12 protein-coding genes, 1 tRNA gene, 2 pseudogenes and 2 riboswitches are annotated in these 15579 nt (G+C 59.7%); of the genes and pseudogenes, 6 read left to right on the forward strand and 9 right to left on the reverse strand.

The features are described 5' to 3' along the window. The 6 genes from gcvPA to CBB91_RS12715 form a co-directional block, all read right to left on the reverse strand. Positions 1 to 1124: aminomethyl-transferring glycine dehydrogenase subunit GcvPA (gene gcvPA, locus CBB91_RS12690; RefSeq protein ID WP_273014370.1), on the reverse strand; the 1124-nt coding region annotated here is incomplete at its 3' end. Positions 1125 to 1156: 32 nt separating this feature from the next. Beyond that, positions 1157 to 1528, reverse strand: a complete 372-nt coding sequence (gene gcvH / locus CBB91_RS12695) for a glycine cleavage system protein GcvH (RefSeq protein ID WP_273014372.1) — start codon at positions 1526 to 1528, stop codon at positions 1157 to 1159. Positions 1529 to 1542: 14 nt separating this feature from the next. Beyond that, the gene (gene gcvT / locus CBB91_RS12700; RefSeq protein WP_273014374.1) at positions 1543 to 2700 is read right to left on the reverse strand and encodes a glycine cleavage system aminomethyltransferase GcvT; all 1158 of its coding nucleotides are present in this window, start codon (positions 2698 to 2700) and stop codon (positions 1543 to 1545) included. A gap of 145 nt (positions 2701 to 2845) precedes the next feature. Continuing rightward, positions 2846 to 2937: riboswitch (glycine riboswitch) on the reverse strand. Between the two features lie 108 nt (positions 2938 to 3045). Further along, positions 3046 to 4176 carry a DUF697 domain-containing protein gene (locus CBB91_RS12705; RefSeq protein WP_035553051.1) on the reverse strand — a complete coding sequence of 377 codons (1131 nt, stop codon included), beginning with the start codon at positions 4174 to 4176 and terminating at the stop codon, positions 3046 to 3048. Between the two features lie 77 nt (positions 4177 to 4253). Continuing rightward, positions 4254 to 6026, reverse strand: a complete 1773-nt coding sequence (argS, locus tag CBB91_RS12710; RefSeq protein ID WP_273014376.1) for an arginine--tRNA ligase — start codon at positions 6024 to 6026, stop codon at positions 4254 to 4256. Positions 6027 to 6030: 4 nt separating this feature from the next. Continuing rightward, positions 6031 to 6588, reverse strand: a complete 558-nt coding sequence (locus CBB91_RS12715; protein ID WP_273014377.1) for a hypothetical protein — start codon at positions 6586 to 6588, stop codon at positions 6031 to 6033. Positions 6589 to 6700: 112 nt separating this feature from the next. Here CBB91_RS12715 and ispH point away from each other — a divergent pair, with 112 nt between their 5' ends. From ispH to CBB91_RS12735, 4 genes and pseudogenes are all read left to right on the forward strand, one after another. Next, a complete protein-coding gene (gene ispH / locus CBB91_RS12720) occupies positions 6701 to 7654 on the forward strand; it encodes a 4-hydroxy-3-methylbut-2-enyl diphosphate reductase (protein WP_273014379.1) in 954 nt (317 codons plus the stop codon). A 57-nt stretch (positions 7655 to 7711) separates the two neighbouring features. Beyond that, positions 7712 to 8653, forward strand: a pseudogene (locus CBB91_RS12725) (rhodanese-related sulfurtransferase). Continuing rightward, positions 8650 to 9306: a glutathione S-transferase gene (locus CBB91_RS12730; protein ID WP_273014380.1), complete on the forward strand. Its 657-nt coding sequence runs from the start codon at positions 8650 to 8652 to the stop codon at positions 9304 to 9306. Before CBB91_RS12725 ends, CBB91_RS12730 begins: the two are co-directional and overlap by 4 nt. A gap of 67 nt (positions 9307 to 9373) precedes the next feature. Next, positions 9374 to 9450 (forward strand) — tRNA-Pro (locus CBB91_RS12735). Between the two features lie 53 nt (positions 9451 to 9503). Here CBB91_RS12735 and metA read toward each other — a convergent pair. From metA to recA, 3 genes are all read right to left on the reverse strand, one after another. Next, entirely contained in the window at positions 9504 to 10457 is a 954-nt protein-coding gene (gene metA / locus CBB91_RS12740) for a homoserine O-succinyltransferase (RefSeq protein WP_273014382.1), read from the reverse strand. 55 nt (positions 10458 to 10512) lie between these two features. Further along, positions 10513 to 10590: riboswitch (SAM riboswitch) on the reverse strand. A gap of 45 nt (positions 10591 to 10635) precedes the next feature. After that, a complete protein-coding gene (gene alaS / locus CBB91_RS12745; RefSeq protein WP_273014384.1) occupies positions 10636 to 13275 on the reverse strand; it encodes an alanine--tRNA ligase in 2640 nt (879 codons plus the stop codon). Positions 13276 to 13453: 178 nt separating this feature from the next. After that, positions 13454 to 14548: a recombinase RecA gene (gene recA / locus CBB91_RS12750; protein ID WP_273014386.1), complete on the reverse strand. Its 1095-nt coding sequence runs from the start codon at positions 14546 to 14548 to the stop codon at positions 13454 to 13456. A gap of 223 nt (positions 14549 to 14771) precedes the next feature. Here recA and CBB91_RS12755 point away from each other — a divergent pair. Further along, positions 14772 to 14918 (forward strand): annotated as a pseudogene (locus tag CBB91_RS12755) (DUF2093 domain-containing protein). Further along, positions 14918 to 15579: M23 family metallopeptidase (locus CBB91_RS12760; RefSeq protein ID WP_273014388.1), on the forward strand; the 662-nt coding region annotated here is incomplete at its 3' end. The pseudogene CBB91_RS12755 and the gene CBB91_RS12760, both read left to right, overlap by 1 nt.

Raw genomic sequence — 15579 nt, forward strand, 5'->3', positions numbered from 1 at the left:
ATTTCTACGCCTGGGACGGCTTCCAGCGCATCGGCGAGATCACAGGCCGCCTCATGGTTCAGCAGGGCCAGTTGTTCCAGCCCCTTGCCTCCCAGCAGCGTCATATGCGCCGTGAAGGCCAGCGCGCACAGGCCGGAATTGGTACAGATATTGGACGTCGCCTTGTCACGGCGGATATGCTGTTCGCGGGTCGACAGCGTCAGCACGAACCCGCGATCTCCGTTGGCGTCAACGGTCTCCCCGCACAGACGCCCTGGCATTTGGCGGACCAGTTTCTGCGTGCAGGCAAACAGGCCAACATAGGGCCCGCCGAAATTGAGGCCGTTGCCGATGGACTGGCCCTCGCCCACGGCAATGTCCGCNCCCATCTCTCCGGGCGGCGTGACAAGGCCCAGCGAAACGGCTTCNGTNAAGACNGANACNAGCAGCGCGCCNTTGTCATGNGCGGCNTCNGCNGNTTTCGANANNTCNGTNACCGTTCCGAAAATGTTNGGGCTCTGGCCGATCACGCAGGCTGTCTGNTCGTCGACGGCATCGGCCAGCGCATTCTCANCATCCACGGCGACNGGCAACTGGACGACCTCGAACCCTTGCGCCTCGCACACCATTTTCGTGGCGGCGGCATAGTGCGGNTGNAGNCCGCCCGACAGNATCACCTTTTTCCGGCGCGTNACGCGNGTCGCCATGATGGCCGCCTCGGCGCAGGCCGTGGAGCCGTCATACATGGAGGCGTTTGCCACATCCATAGCAGTCATCGCAGCGACCTGGGTCTGGAATTCGAACAGAGTCTGTAGCGTGCCCTGCGCAATTTCCGGCTGGTAGGGCGTGTAGGTTGTCAGAAACTCGGAGCGCTGGATCACCATGTCGACCGTGGCCGGAACATGGTGCTTGTAGGCGCCAGCGCCGACAAAGAACGGCCCTGACGACGCCGAGCGGTTCTTCGCGGCCANTTTCGTCATATGGCGCTCAACGGCGAGCTCCCCCTGATGGTCCGGCAGGCCGGAGATTGTACCGCTCANGCGAGCCGATTCCGGTACATCGGTGAAAAAGTCATCGACCGAATTGGCACCGACCGTGCCCAGCATGTCTGCGCGGTCTTCCGGTGTCAGGGGGAGGTATCTCATGCTAGTTACTCCATCAGAGTGTCAGGAGGCCCCTACAGGCCGTCGCAGAAAGCCTTGTACGCATCCNCATTCATCAAAGAGCCAAGCTCTCCGGAATCGGACAGTTTCATCTTGCAGAACCAGCCTGCGCCTTCCGGATCTTCGTTGACGGTTTCCGGNGCATCGGCCAGCGCGCCATTGCCCTCGGTCACTTCGCCAGCCACAGGCGCGTAAACGTCAGACGCCGCCTTGACGCTTTCAACAACAGCCATGTCGTCGCCCTTGCCAAAGCTGGCGCCTGCTTCCGGTACTTCGACAAAGACCACATCGCCGAGNTGGTCCGCCGCATATTTCGTGATCCCGACCGTGGCGATATCGCCCTCAACCGTGATCCATTCATGATCTTCAGTATAGTAANTTGTCATCGCCCGTTTCCCTCTTAGCGTTTGTAATTCGGTTTCACAAAAGGCAGCTCGCAAACTTCTGCAGCGCGCGCTTTGCCTCTCACCATCAGGTCAATCTTCGTGCCAGGTTCGGCCAGATCCGCGCGCACATAGCCCATGGCTACTGGCCCATCGACACTGGGGCCAAAACCGCCGGATGTCACAACACCCACAGGTTCGCCGCCGATCTCGATCACTGTGCCTTCGCGCGCGGGGGCCCTTTCAAGTGGCTTGATGCCNACGCGCTTTTCAGCCGGTCCATCGGAAAGCGCCTTCAGAATACGCTCCGCTCCCGGAAAATTGGCCTGCTCACGACGCTTCTNCTGGATGACCCAGGCAAGGTCCGCCTCCACCGGATCGCGGGTGGTATCCATATCGTGACCATANAGGCACAATCCCGCTTCCAGGCGCAGGGAGTCCCGTGCGCCGAGACCAATCGGCTTCACGCGCTCATCCGTCAGCATCTCCTTGATCAGCGGCACGCCCGCCTCGGGAGAGACCAGCACCTCAAAACCATCTTCGCCCGTATACCCACAGCGCGATACGATGCAGCGAGTCCCATTCAGCTCGAACGGCATGTGGCGCATGAATTTGAGCTCTTCACAGCCCGGGAAAAAGTCCTGCATTACCTCGGCGGCCTTTGGTCCCTGCAGGGCAAACAGGATGCGATCATCGGCGCGTGTCAACACGGCCTTGCCTTCGAATGTCCGCTCAAAGAGGGCCCAGTCCGCCTCCTTCACCGCACCATTGACAACGATGTAAAGTGACCCCTGCGCCTCTTCGCCGATTGGTCGTGTGATGATCAGGTCGTCGAGAATGCCGCCCTCATCATTGAGCAGCACGGTCAGACGCGCCTGACCTTCTTTCAGTCCGGCGATATCGGAGGGCACCAACGTTTCAATCAGCGCAGCGATTTTCGCGTGTGCCTCGTCTCCACCACCAATGCCATCTGCCAAGGAGAGAAAGCACGGTCCCATATGAGACACATCGAACAAGCCTGCCTCGGACCGGGTCCAGAGATGCTCGTCCTTGACGCCCATCGGATACTGAACCGGCATTTCATAGCCCGCAAACGGTACCAGCTTCGCACCAAGTTCTTCGTGCAGGTCATGAAGCGGAGTGCGCTTCAGATTATCAGTTGTCGGTTCGGCCATGACGCCCTTTCATGAGGAGACGGGGCAGCCCGAAGCTGCGCATCGTCGCCCCCGCTGTCTTGGGCGCCTGAGAGATTCCGCCCGATGTACGGGCTTGCTCCTTCGGCGAGACGGCACCACAAGGCCCGCCTCTTTCCAGCGTGTTGTCTCTCCCCCGGTCCTTTTGCCTGAGCGTTTCCGGGGCGGTTGCGCCTTCGGCGGCGGGGCTGGTTACCCGCTCTCTCCCGGGAGGAGGTCGTCTATGAGTGTCGAACTAGCGCGGATTCTGGTGGCCAGCAAGCAGAGAGTCAGCACCCCCCTGTCTTGCCACGCCGCCTGCCAGATGTTTGGGCAACCAGGCGGGGATCATGCTTCCGATGGCTTGCGGCCGAACCAGCCCTGAACCATCGACCAGGCATTGCGCGAGCCGGACATGGTCTGTTCCGCCGCCCAGGCAGCCCGAGACGTCAGACCGCCACACCGCTTCAGCAGGTCTGTCGCGACCGAGCCGGATTCCTTTTTCACCCGCTCAAGCGCCTCTGCCGAGATCGACCGGGCCTGCCGTGCGGACCAGCCCTCAAAGGCGCGGCACCGCCGCTTGGCCAGATAGCCCATCTTCAGAGTGAGCATCGCGTTCACCGCGCCATCCATGACCGGCCCGGCGATCAGCCCACCCATCCGGCCGAGCAATCCGCCAATGACATCGCCTGTCATGTCGGTCACATCCTCCAGCGCGCGACTGACGATCACGATTGCGGCCACATCGCGCAAGATCAGCAGCGTGCCGCCAAGATGCGGTCGCCCGAAATAGATCTGAGAGATACGTGCGATGAGATTGGCGTTGCGCCAGAGCACAACGAAAGCGTCCACAGTGCCATTCATCGAAAATGCTGTGGCTACGCCCACGCCGACAGCCTCCGCATGGATCAGCTTGTCGACCTTCGTATCCAGCTTCTTCAAATGAATCTCAATATGGTCCTTCTGGAAAGCTTCGAGATCTGCAGCGACATTGGCCGCAGACTCCTCGCCCGCAATCGCAAATCGCGCGAGCAAGGCGCGACCGATAGCGATACCCTCTTCCATCGCGGACACTTCATCAGCCAGCAGCGGATTCCGCTTCAGCATGGCAAGATATTTCAGATCATATTTCAGGCGCTGGGAGAGGAGCGAGATGTCTGGTTTCTCTATATCGAACGGCGTGTGCGGTGGCTTCGCCGCGACAGGCATCGACAGAAATGACGCCAGCGGTCGGCCAACCAGCAACAGCAACAGCGCGGCGAGAATCAGGATGAAGCTGTATCCCAGCACCGGGTGCACATCATCGAAGATGCGATAGAACAGAAATCCCTGCCCGATCACCGTCAGGAATGCGATGGTCAGCAGGGCGACGCCGGACCATTTTAGCACTTTCCATGCCTTGGACCATTGGGACGCGAACTCCCATTGCGGCGCAGGCTCCACAGGTGCGTCCACGGGCGCGGGCACGTTCTTGGCCATCTGATAACTCCTCTACTNATCTCTCAACGAAAGATCAGGGAGGATCTGCTCAGTGGCAAGNTACACCGCTGTAGAGACTACATGCGCTCCGGNATACGGATGCCGAGGAGGTCCAGCCCGGTCTCCAGCTGGTTCAGGACAGCCGCTGACAAGGCAAGACGGCTGGCGCGCAAATCNGCATCCTCTTCCGAGGCGATCGGCAGNGCGGCATAGAAGGCGCTGAACCCCTGGGCGAGGTTGTACACATGCTCACACAGGACATGCGGCATGCGTTTCTCTCGCGCTTGAAGGAGCGCGGCTGCAAAGGCATCCAGCTGTAAAACGAGGGCGCGCTCTGCATCATGGCCAATCTTNATGTCGCCCGGCTTGAANCCGGCCTCCGCAGCTTTGCGCAGAACGGATTTGATCCGCACGGCCGCGTAAAGCAGGTAGGGCCCGGTCTTGCCTTCGAAGCTGGTAAAGCGGTCGAGGTCAAAGACGTAATTGCTGGTACGCGTATTGTGCAGATCCGAGAAACGCAGCGCAGCNAGGGCCACAGCGGCAGCCACTTCATGACGCTCCTGTTCCGACATATCTTCGGGCAGCTTGCCGGCTTCCACAATCTTTCTCTGCGCCTCTTCAAACGCCATCGTGTTCAGGTCCGCCAGGCGTAGTACGCCGCCTTCGCGGGTCTTGAAGGGCTTGCCGTCGTCGCCATTCACCGTNCCGAAGCCGATATGCTCCATATGGCCTTCATCGATCAGGCCGAGCATCTCCGCCGCACGAAAGACCTGTTCGAAGTGCAGCGCNTGGCGCTGGTCGACNACATAGAGCATCAGCTCCGGCGTNGGCTCCATATTCTCCATCCGGTCTTCGATCGTCGCNAGGTCCGTGGTGTGATACCCGGTGCCGCCGCGGCTGTTGACCAACATGATGGGCGGCATGTCCTTCTTGTCGCTGTCACGCTCAATACGAACAATGACGGCACCATCATCCTCTTCAGAGAGACCCGCCGTCTTGAACTTCTCGACCAGTCCCGGGATCAGGTGNTCCACATCGCTTTCGCCCTTCCAGAGGTCGAAATGCACGTTCAGGAATTCGTAATCGATCTTCAACGCCTCGACGGAAACATTGATGAAATGGCGCAACAAGGCGCGATAGCCGGGCCGACCCGCCTGTAGCTCTGCGACCGCTTTCTGGCTGCGCTCATTGCGCGCNGCATCTGCTTTCGCTTTGGCGCTCGCAGCAGGGTACAGGCGTGCCAGATCATCAATCGTNACTGGCGGCTCTTCNGGATACGGGCCTTCAAAGCTCTCGTCGAAATAGATCAGGTCCGGCTGCTCGTCATACAGCTCGGTAACCAAGTGGCCCATTTGAAGCCCCCAGTCGCCGAGATGAGTGTCGCCTGTCACCTTGTCGCCAAGAAAGCGCAGGAGACGCACCAGCGTGTCGCCGATCACGGCCGAGCGCAGATGGCCGACATGCATCGGCTTNGCGACATTNGGGCCGCCAAAGTCGATCACGGTCACTTTCGGGTCCGGCGCAGGCTCCGCACCTGCCATGTCGTCTGTCCGAATGAATTCTGCGCGCTGAGACATGGCCTCGTCCGAAACGCGGATATTGATGAAGCCCGGCCCGGCGACTTCCGCCGACAGGATCATCGAATGCTCTTTCAGCGCCGCAGCAATTTCGCCAGCGATCTCGCGTGGGTTACGACCCGCGGACTTGGCAGCGCCCATCGCGCCATTGCACTGGAAGTCAGCAAATTCGGGCTTGTCAGACCGGCGCACANCCCCCCATCTCGCCTCCAGCCCCATAGCTTCAAAGGCGGCGCTGGCGGCCGCCGACAATTCATTGATCAGACTGGCCATGATGTTACTGCCCGGCATCCATGCGGAAACGTTTGCCCGCGCGGTTGAATTCCAATTGCTCTTCGGTCAGCTCGAACCCGACAATCACTTCNAAGTTCGTGCCTGAGATCGACTCGTCTACGCGCGGGATCTCGATGGTCTGGATCACTTCCGTGGCACCTGCGAGCTTGTTNCCGCCGAAATTCGCATCGACATTGAAGTATTCCTTGGCGAGTACCTTACCACTGCGCCGGATCACCGCGACATAATACGGGAAGGTGTGCGTGGACGCGTCAGCCGCTGGACCTTTGCCAAACGCAAAATCGATCTCGAGTTCCGCCTTCAGTGGGTCTGTTCCGACATACCGACAGAACAGGCGAACATCGATCACCTCTCCGGTGTATTCGATATTGGTGTAGAGTTCACCGCCACCATCAAGTTCGATATAACGCGACGAATCATACAGCGCACCAACTGGCGGGCATGGCCCGGCATTCTGGCGCGTATCAAAAGTCTCTGCGAGCTTGCTGCCTCCACAGCCAGAGAGGATGACCGCGGCGAGAAGTGGGGCATATTTAATCATGCGTCGGCGTGTCCTTCTTGGCCTGATGCAAAGGCCTGTCCATCTGTTGCTGCAGATGTGTTAAAGGCCCAGACGTCTCGGCGCAACGCCCACAGGCAGGAGATAGGATGAAATGACCGACAGGCAGCCACTTACAATCCGCCTTGCCGCCCCGCGGGGCTTCTGCGCGGGCGTTGATCGCGCCATTCAGATTGTCGAAGAAGCCCTCGGCAAATGGGGCGCGCCAGTCTATGTGCGCCACGAAATCGTCCACAATGCGCATGTGGTGAGTCGTCTTGAGGAGCTTGGGGCCATATTCGTCGAGGAACTGGACGAATGCCCGGAAGACCGCCCGGTCATCTTTTCCGCGCATGGCGTACCGAAATCCGTGCCCGCCGAAGCCGAACGCCGGAACATGATTTATGTCGACGCGACCTGTCCGCTTGTTTCCAAGGTNCATGTCGAAGCCGAACGCCATCATCGCGAAGGCCGTGAGATNGTGCTGATCGGTCATGCAGGACACCCCGAAGTCATCGGTACGATGGGACAATTGCCCGGCGACACGATCACGTTGATCGAAACCGTCGAGGACGTCGCCGCGTTTGAGCCCANCGATCCAGACAATGTCGCCTTCGTTACCCAGACGACCCTGTCGGTCGATGACACCGCAGACATTGTCGCCGCACTACAGGCTCGTTTCCCCGGCATTTCGAGCCCCCACAAGGAAGACATCTGCTACGCCACCACAAACCGTCAGGANGCCGTGAAAGTTCTGGCGCCGGGCACAGATCTGGTGCTCGTTATCGGCGCGACGACGAGTTCCAATTCGGTCAGACTGGTCGAAGTTGCCAAGCGCGCCGGTGCCGCACGGGCGGAACTGGTGGCGAGCGCGGANAACATCGACTGGGCCTGGTTTGATGGCGTNTCAACCCTCGGCCTGACCGCCGGGGCCAGCGCGCCGGAAGACCTTGTGCAGGGTGTGATCNATGCCTGCGGTGAGCGGTTCGATGTCTCGCTCGACAAGATCGAGACGGCCCGAGAAACGGTGACCTTCAAACTGCCGCGCATCCTGTCTGAGCCGGTCTGACACGAGCCTGCGCGGCCAATATTCAAATCTGCCCCGCATTCTGGCATAAGGCGCGTCATGACCTACACGATTGCAGCCTTTTACAAATTCTTCTCCTTCCCGGACTTTGAAGCCCGCAAGGCGGATCTCGCCCNGCTTCTTTGTGGTGCCGGCGTCAAGGGCACCGTCCTGTTGGCGGCCGAGGGCGTGAACGGCACGATTGCCGGCACGGCTGATGGCATTGAGACTGCGCTGTCTGCCCTTCGCGCAATCCCGGGGGCGGCAGATCTTGAAGCGAAATTCTCCGAAGCCGACGAGATGCCGTTCCTGCGCCTGAAAGTGCGCCTGAAGAAGGAAATCGTCACAATGGGTGTGCCCGGCACGGATCCNAATGCGCTGGTCGGGACCTATGTNGAGGCGAATGAGTGGAACGANCTNATCAGCGATCCGGACACTGTGCTGATTGATACGCGCAATGATTATGAATACGCCATCGGCACCTTCGAAGGCGCGATTGACCCCGAGACCAAGACGTTCCGGGAGTTNCCGGAATGGTTCCGCGAATTCCGCGCCAAGCTTGAAGCCGAAGGCCGCTCACCCAAGGTCGCCATGTTCTGCACGGGCGGCATCCGCTGCGAGAAAGCGACCAGCTTTGTGAAATCGGAGGGCATCGAGGATGTCTTCCACCTGAAAGGCGGCATNCTGAAATACCTCGAAACCGTGCCCGAGACAGACAGCAAATGGCGCGGCGAATGCTTCGTCTTCGATGAGCGCGTGTCAGTAAAGCACGACCTGACGCCCGGCGAGTACGACATGTGCCATGCCTGCAAGCGTCCCATCACGGATGCGGACAAGGCGGAGGCCAGCTATGTGCCTGGCGTATCCTGCCCTCACTGCATCGACGANATGAGNGANGANCANCGNGCCCGCTTTGCCGANCGCCAGAAGCAGATCGACCTTGCCCGCCAGCGNGGCCAGGAACATATGGGCCCGGAGGCACGCCGGAGCGAAGACGCATGAGCGCNGCNCATACGCTCTACACGTTTCGACGTTGCCCCTATGCCATGCGTGGCCGGATGGGCCTGTCCATAGCCGGTGTCCCGGTGCTGGTCCGTGAAGTCGTCCTNCGGGACAAGCCGACCGAGATGCTGGAGGCAAGCCCGAAAGGAACCGTGCCGGTCTTGCTGACCTCCTCTGGTGACATTGTGGATGAAAGCCTCGATGTCATGCGCTGGGCGCTGGCGCAGAACGATCCGGAAGGCTGGCTGGACGCCGATCCCGACACGACGAATGAATTGATCGCGCGCAATGATGGTCCNTTCAAGCGCGCGCTGGACAGATACAAATACCCCAATCGCTATTCCGACGAAGATCTCGTGCCCGGCGCCGCGCGCGCCAGNGGTCTCGAAATGCTTCAGGATCTGGACGCGCGGATCACAGCGCAGGGGGGCCAGCTTGTCAGGGCTGAACGGAGCCTGGCCGACATTGCGATCTTTCCGTTCATCCGCCAGTTCGCTCACACCGACATGGACTGGTTCAACGCGCAGGATTTGCCCGCGCTGCAGGCATGGCTGGAGGGGCATAAGCAGAGCTCGCTCTTNAAGGGCGTGATGAAGAAATACGCCCAATGGAGCCCCGGCGCCGACGAGCCGACATTGCCGGTTGCAGCCTGAATCCTCGAACCTCAGATTGCCCCCTTGAAAAATTTTTGGGCAGGCGTAAAAGCCCCGTTCTTCGGCGCGGAGTGTAGCTCAGCCTGGTAGAGCACTGTCTTCGGGAGGCAGGGGCCGGAGGTTCGAATCCTCTCACTCCGACCATTCNTTATTGTCCGGCTTGGCCGGATNTTGAGAGCCCCTTGGCGANACAAAGATTACTTGGCCTGCCGGACCTTACTGTCGCCGCCGCGCTCCGTTCCTATATCTTNGAGATTATAGGACGTTGTCTGATACATCTGGTTTATCCAGTTCCCGAACAATAGAAACGCGTGCGAGCGCCACCGGTTTTTCGGGGTCCGGGTGGGNTCATCATCCGGAAAGTANTTGGCCGGTACNTTGATNGATTTCCCCGCCGNCACATCTCGCTGATACTCTGCGCCGAGCGATGTAGAATCATATTCAATATGATTGAAGATATAGAGCCGGTTTCCNTGCGCTTCATGCAACAGGCACAGTCCGGTCTCATCGCTCTCCATAAGAATGCTCAGACCACTGTCTTCGGGAATGTCTTCCCGCCGCACATCCGTCCAGCGCGACACCGAAACGGAAAAGTCGTCCGAGAACCCCGTGAGGAAAGGAGATTCCGGCTTGCGATTATGGTGACGATAAACACCAAAAGCCTTCTCTTTCAGCTCGTGCTTTGGAACGCCGTGAAAATGCTGAACTGCCGCCATGGCACCCCAGCAAATGAAAAAGCTGGAATGCACATGGGTTTCTGTCCAATCGAAGATCTGTTTCAACTCGTCCCAGTACGACACGTCTTCGAATGGCAANCGCTCNACNGGCGCTCCGGTTATGATGAAGCCATCGAACTTCCGATCCTTCACCTCATCCCAGGTATGGTAAAAAGAGATNAGATGTTCTTCCGACGTGTTGCGGGCAACATGGCTGCCGATCCGGACGAGCGTCAGNTCCACCTGCAGCGGAGTTGCGCCGACAAGCCGGGCAATTTGCGCTTCNGTCTCGATCTTGTTGGGCATCAAATTCAGAAGGCCGATCTGCATGGGGCGGATATCCTGCCGTGTGGCAATGGATTCATCCAGCACCTGCACNCCTTCGCGCACAAGCGTTTCGCGCGCGGGCAAGCCGTCAGGAATTCGAATGGGCATACGCAATACTCCGCTACCAAGTTCTGGCCAGCCGGACTCTTGCCGTGAGGGTGTTCGGAATATCCGCGCAGCCTTTTAGCAAGTTGTTTAACGTGGCTGCAAGCCGACCGACCAAATCACCACGGAGCCCCTACATAGGGGCTCCGCCGCTTGAGTCAATTGCTGCTGGCCTGGCCGCCTAGCCTGCGAGCGCGGCACGCACGGCCGCTAGCGCCTCGTCTGCCTTGTCCGCATCCGGGCCGCCCGCCTGAGCCATATCGGGTCGGCCGCCACCGCCCTTGCCGCCAAGAGCTTCGCTGGCCGCTTTCACCAGGTCGACAGCAGAGTAAGTGTCGGTCAGGTCTTTGGTTACGCCAACGGCAACGCCCGCCTTACCGTCCGCGACGCCCACGAAAACGACAATGCCGGAACCGATCTGCGCCTTGGCCTCATCGACCAGCGTACGCAATTCCTTGCCGCCGACACCTTCGGCAATACGTGCCATCAGCTTGACGCCATTGATCTCTTCCGGTCCGGCAGGAGCAGCCCCGCCGCCGCCCATGGCGAGCTTGCGCTTGGCTTCGGCAAGCTCTTTCTCCAGCGCCTTGCGCTCGTCTCCCAGAGCCGCCACGCGCCGCGGAACATCCTTGAGCGGAACTTTCAGGCTCTCAGACAGATCGACCGCGATCTGCGCACGTCCTTTCAGGAAGGCAACTGCCTCTGCGCCTGTTGCTGCCTCCACCCGGCGCACACCTGCCGATACACCGCTCTCTGACGTAATGACAAAAAGGCCAATATCGCCAGACCGCTCCACATGCGTTCCGCCGCACAGCTCAACCGAGTAGCGCCGCGCGTCGCCCGTGCCCATGGACAGCACACGAACTTCATCGCCATATTTCTCACCAAACAGGGCCAAGGCTCCTGCTTCGATGGCCTTGTCCGGCGANGTCACCTGAATCCCCGTCGGCATGTTCTCACGGATNTGGGCGTTGACTTCGTCTTCCACGGCCTCGATCTCNGCCTGGCTCATTGGGCCATTGTGGGAGAAATCAAACCGGAATCGATCTGCCTCGACGAGGGACCCTTTCTGCGTGACGTGCTCACCCAGCACCTTGCGCAGGGCCGCATGCATGATGTGAGTGGCCGAATGATTGGCCATGATGGCGCGTCGACGCTCCGCATCTACGCGAAGGTCCGCAGACTCACCCAGCTTCACCTCACCGGAAACGAGTTCGCCAATATGCACATGCAGATCAGCAGCACGCTTTTGCACATCACGCACAATGAAGCGTGCTCCGTTCGCAAAAACGATTTCGCCATGATCTCCCGCCTGCCCGCCAGACTCGGCATAAAATGGGGTTGTATCGANCACGATCTCGGCTGCGCCTGGTGACAATGTATCCACGCGCGCTCCGCCGGCCGCAATCGCAACCAGCTTCCCCTTTCCATCTGTGCNGTCATAACCGGTGAANTTGGTGGCACCAGCATCATCGCGAACACGGAACCAGATATCCTCCGNNGCCTGATCTCCCGAGGAGAAACCCGCTGCGCGGCTGTCTTGNCGCTGTTGCTCCAGTGCAGCCTCGAACCCGGCGACATCGACACCCATATCGCGCCCACGNAGAATGTCTTGCGTCAGATCAAGTGGAAATCCGTACGTGTCCGACAATTTGAAAGCCACATCNCCCGGNAGCGCATCGCCCGCCTTCATGTTCGCGGTTTCCTTGTCGAGCAAGGACAGCCCGTTGCCCAGCGTACGCTGGAAGCGGGCTTCTTCCTGCTCCANAGCGGACTCGATTGCCGCCTTGGCCCGGCCAAGCTCAGGATAGGCCGCGCCCATTTCGGATATCAGTGCTGGCGCCAGTTTGTACATCAACGGCTCGCGCGCGCCGAGCAGATGACCATGCCGCATGGCACGGCGCATGATGCGGCGCAGGACATAACCACGACCTTCATTGGACGGCAGTACGCCATCGGCGATCAAAAACGCNGACGTNCGCAAATGGTCTGCGATNACGCGGAAGGATGCCAGCTGATCGCCAGCGGCCTTCGAGCCATAGAGGTCTTCCTCGGCGGCGATCAGATTGCGGAACAGGTCAATGTCGTAATTATTGTGCAAGCCTTGAAGCACGGCAGAGATCCGCTCCAGCCCCATGCCNGTATCGATCGATGGCTTGGGCAGNTTCTTGCGTGTGCCGTCGGCCTGCTGGTCGAACTGCATGAAGACGAGGTTCCAGATTTCGATGAACCGGTCNCCATCCTCNTCCGGGCTACCGGGAGGGCCACCNGGAACGCTTTCGCCATGATCGTAGAATATTTCCGAGCACGGGCCGCACGGGCCAGTATCGCCCATCGACCAGAAATTATCGGATGTGCCGATCCGGATGATCTTGCTGTCATCAAATCCGGCAACCTTTTTCCAGATCGCGGCGGCTTCGTCATCTTCAGCATAGACTGTGACGAGCAGCTTCTTCGGATCGAGCGCGAACTCCTTGGTGCACAGCTCCCATCCGAACGCGATCGCGTCTTCCTTGAAATAATCGCCAAAGGAAAAATTACCCAGCATCTCGAAGAATGTGTGGTGACGCGCAGTATATCCGACATTGTCGAGATCATTGTGCTTGCCGCCCGCGCGCACGCATTTCTGGGACGTGGTTGCCCGCGGCCCCGGAGGCGTTTCGGCCCCGGTGAATATGTTCTTGAACGGGACCATGCCGGCATTCACGAACAGAAGCGTCGGGTCGTTCTGTGGGATGAGCGGCGCGGACGCCTGACGCAAATGACCTCGCTTCTCGAAGAAGGAGAGAAAGGTCTCGCGAATCTCGTTTACGCCGGTCATGGGCAACACTGTGTCCTTGCGATGAGGGTTGGGCCGAATGAATCGGCACAAATATTACACCGGCGATATAAAGGTCCCTTCGCGGCGCGCCAAGCGGGGTGCGCCACAAAGGGACAGTTCATTGACCTGAAATGTGAGAGATCATGCCCTGAAATGCCAGATTTCAGAGCATATCAGATCACCCTTCGGCGGCGTCCGGCAGATCGTCATCCTGCTCAGACTCCATGCCGGCATTGAGNAGTTCGTCTGCGAGCAGGCCCGCATTGCGCCGGATCGCGTCCTCGACCTCATCCGCGATAGCGGGGTTTTCCTTGAGGAAATTCCGTGTCTTCTCGCGGCCCTGGCCCATGCGTTCGCCCTTATAGGAGTACCAGGAACCAGACTTTTCAATCACTTCAGCCTTCACACCAAGATCAATCAACTCACCCGTCTTGGAAATGCCTTCGCCATANAGAATGTCGAATTCGACCTGACGGAAAGGCGGCGCCACCTTGTTCTTGACGACTTTCACGCGGGTCTGGTTACCGATCACTTCATCACGATCCTTGATCGCGCCGATACGGCGGATATCCAGACGAACAGACGAGTAGAATTTCAAGGCATTACCGCCCGTCGTGGTTTCCGGGCTACCGAACATGACGCCAATCTTCATCCGGATCTGGTTGATGAAGATCACCATGCATTTGGACTTGGAAATGGAGCCAGTCAGCTTGCGAAGCGCCTGGCTCATCAAGCGGGCCTGAAGCCCCGGCAGGGAATCACCCATCTCGCCCTCAAGTTCAGCGCGCGGTGTCAGGGCAGCGACCGAGTCGATGACCAGCAAATCCACCGCGCCGGAACGCACCAGCGTATCCGCGATTTCCAGCGCTTGCTCGCCGGTATCAGGCTGGGACACGAGAAGATCATCCAGATCCACGCCAAGNTTNCCAGCATATACCGGGTCCAGCGCGTGTTCNGCATCAATAAAGGCGCAGACGCCNCCATTCTTCTGCGCCTCGGCTACGCTGTGCAGCGACAGCGTCGTTTTACCCGAGCTTTCCGGACCATAGATCTCAATGATGCGGCCCTTGGGCAAACCGCCAATGCCGAGTGCGATATCCAGGCCGAGCGATCCGGTGGGAACCGCTTCGACATCCATCACCTTCTTGTCGCCGAGCCGCATGACCGAGCCCTTGCCGAAGGACCGTTCAATATTGCCGAGCGCTGTTTCGAGAGCCTTCTGCTTATCCACGCCTGAATCCTTGTCCACGAGTTGAAGCGCCGCTTTGGCCATGAGTCGTCTCCTTAGGTCTACCATGAGGCCGCATTTGGCAAGGCCCCCTTTTGCCATCTCTGACTCGGATGTACCATATTTGTTCCGCGGAACAAAGGGGAAACTTTCTGCGCNGCGCATCTTTTCTTTTCTGCCCNTTTCAGGCATGCTCGCGCNCATGCTAGATCGATCCAGCCGCCCCGCCGGCGAAGCCCGCCTTCGCTATCTNGANGCCGACATCGAAATGATCNCGCCNGGAGACTANGTCACCTGCGCGGTGACNGGCCGNAANATNCCNNTNCAGGCCCTGCGCTATTGGAGCGTCGACCTTCAGGAAGCCTATTGGGATGCAGAGGCGGCAAGCCAGCGCATGGTCAAGGCGGGCAGCTGATGCGGCGCGCGCTGCTGGCCGGGCTATCGACACTGATCATGGGCTGCGCGGTGGCAGAGACGCCTGCCCCCACGGCCAGTCAGGACAATACCGCGATCACGCCTGCGCCGATGTGCGATGGGGTACTGACCCAAGGCGGGCTGGTGATCTGTACCGGCGCGCCGGGCAGCGTGTTCACGGTAGCGGGCACGAAGCTGACGGTCAGTGACATGGGCTCGGCCCAATTCGGGATCAGCACGTCGGCCCCAAGCGTCATTGGCTGGTCTCATGACAGTGGCGCGTTCGGAGACCTGGCCATCGCGCCACGCAAGGATGACTATCGCGAAATCTCGGGCTTTGATTGTGACAAGGTGGACGCCCGCTCTGCCGAGCAGAAGGCACATGCCTCGCGCAGCTGGGTGAAGAAGCAGGAAGCGTTTGCGAGCTTCAATCCCGGCCCCGGCGCGCTGGGGGGGTTCGTGAAGCCCTCTGATGCACCAACATCTTCGCCGTTCGGGCCGACGCGGAAATATGTCGGCGTCTCAAAGGTGACCGGGGAGCCGTGCGAGAGCACTTCAGTGCATCGCGGATATGACATGGCGACGCCGGTGGGCACGGAGGTGATCGCGCCGGCGCCGGGCGTGGTCGTGCTGGCCGATCCGGATCTCTATTATGAGGGCGG

Source organism: Hyphomonas sp. TMED31, assembly GCF_002172815.1.
In the GTDB taxonomy this organism is placed as follows: domain Bacteria; phylum Pseudomonadota; class Alphaproteobacteria; order Caulobacterales; family Hyphomonadaceae; genus Hyphomonas; species Hyphomonas atlantica.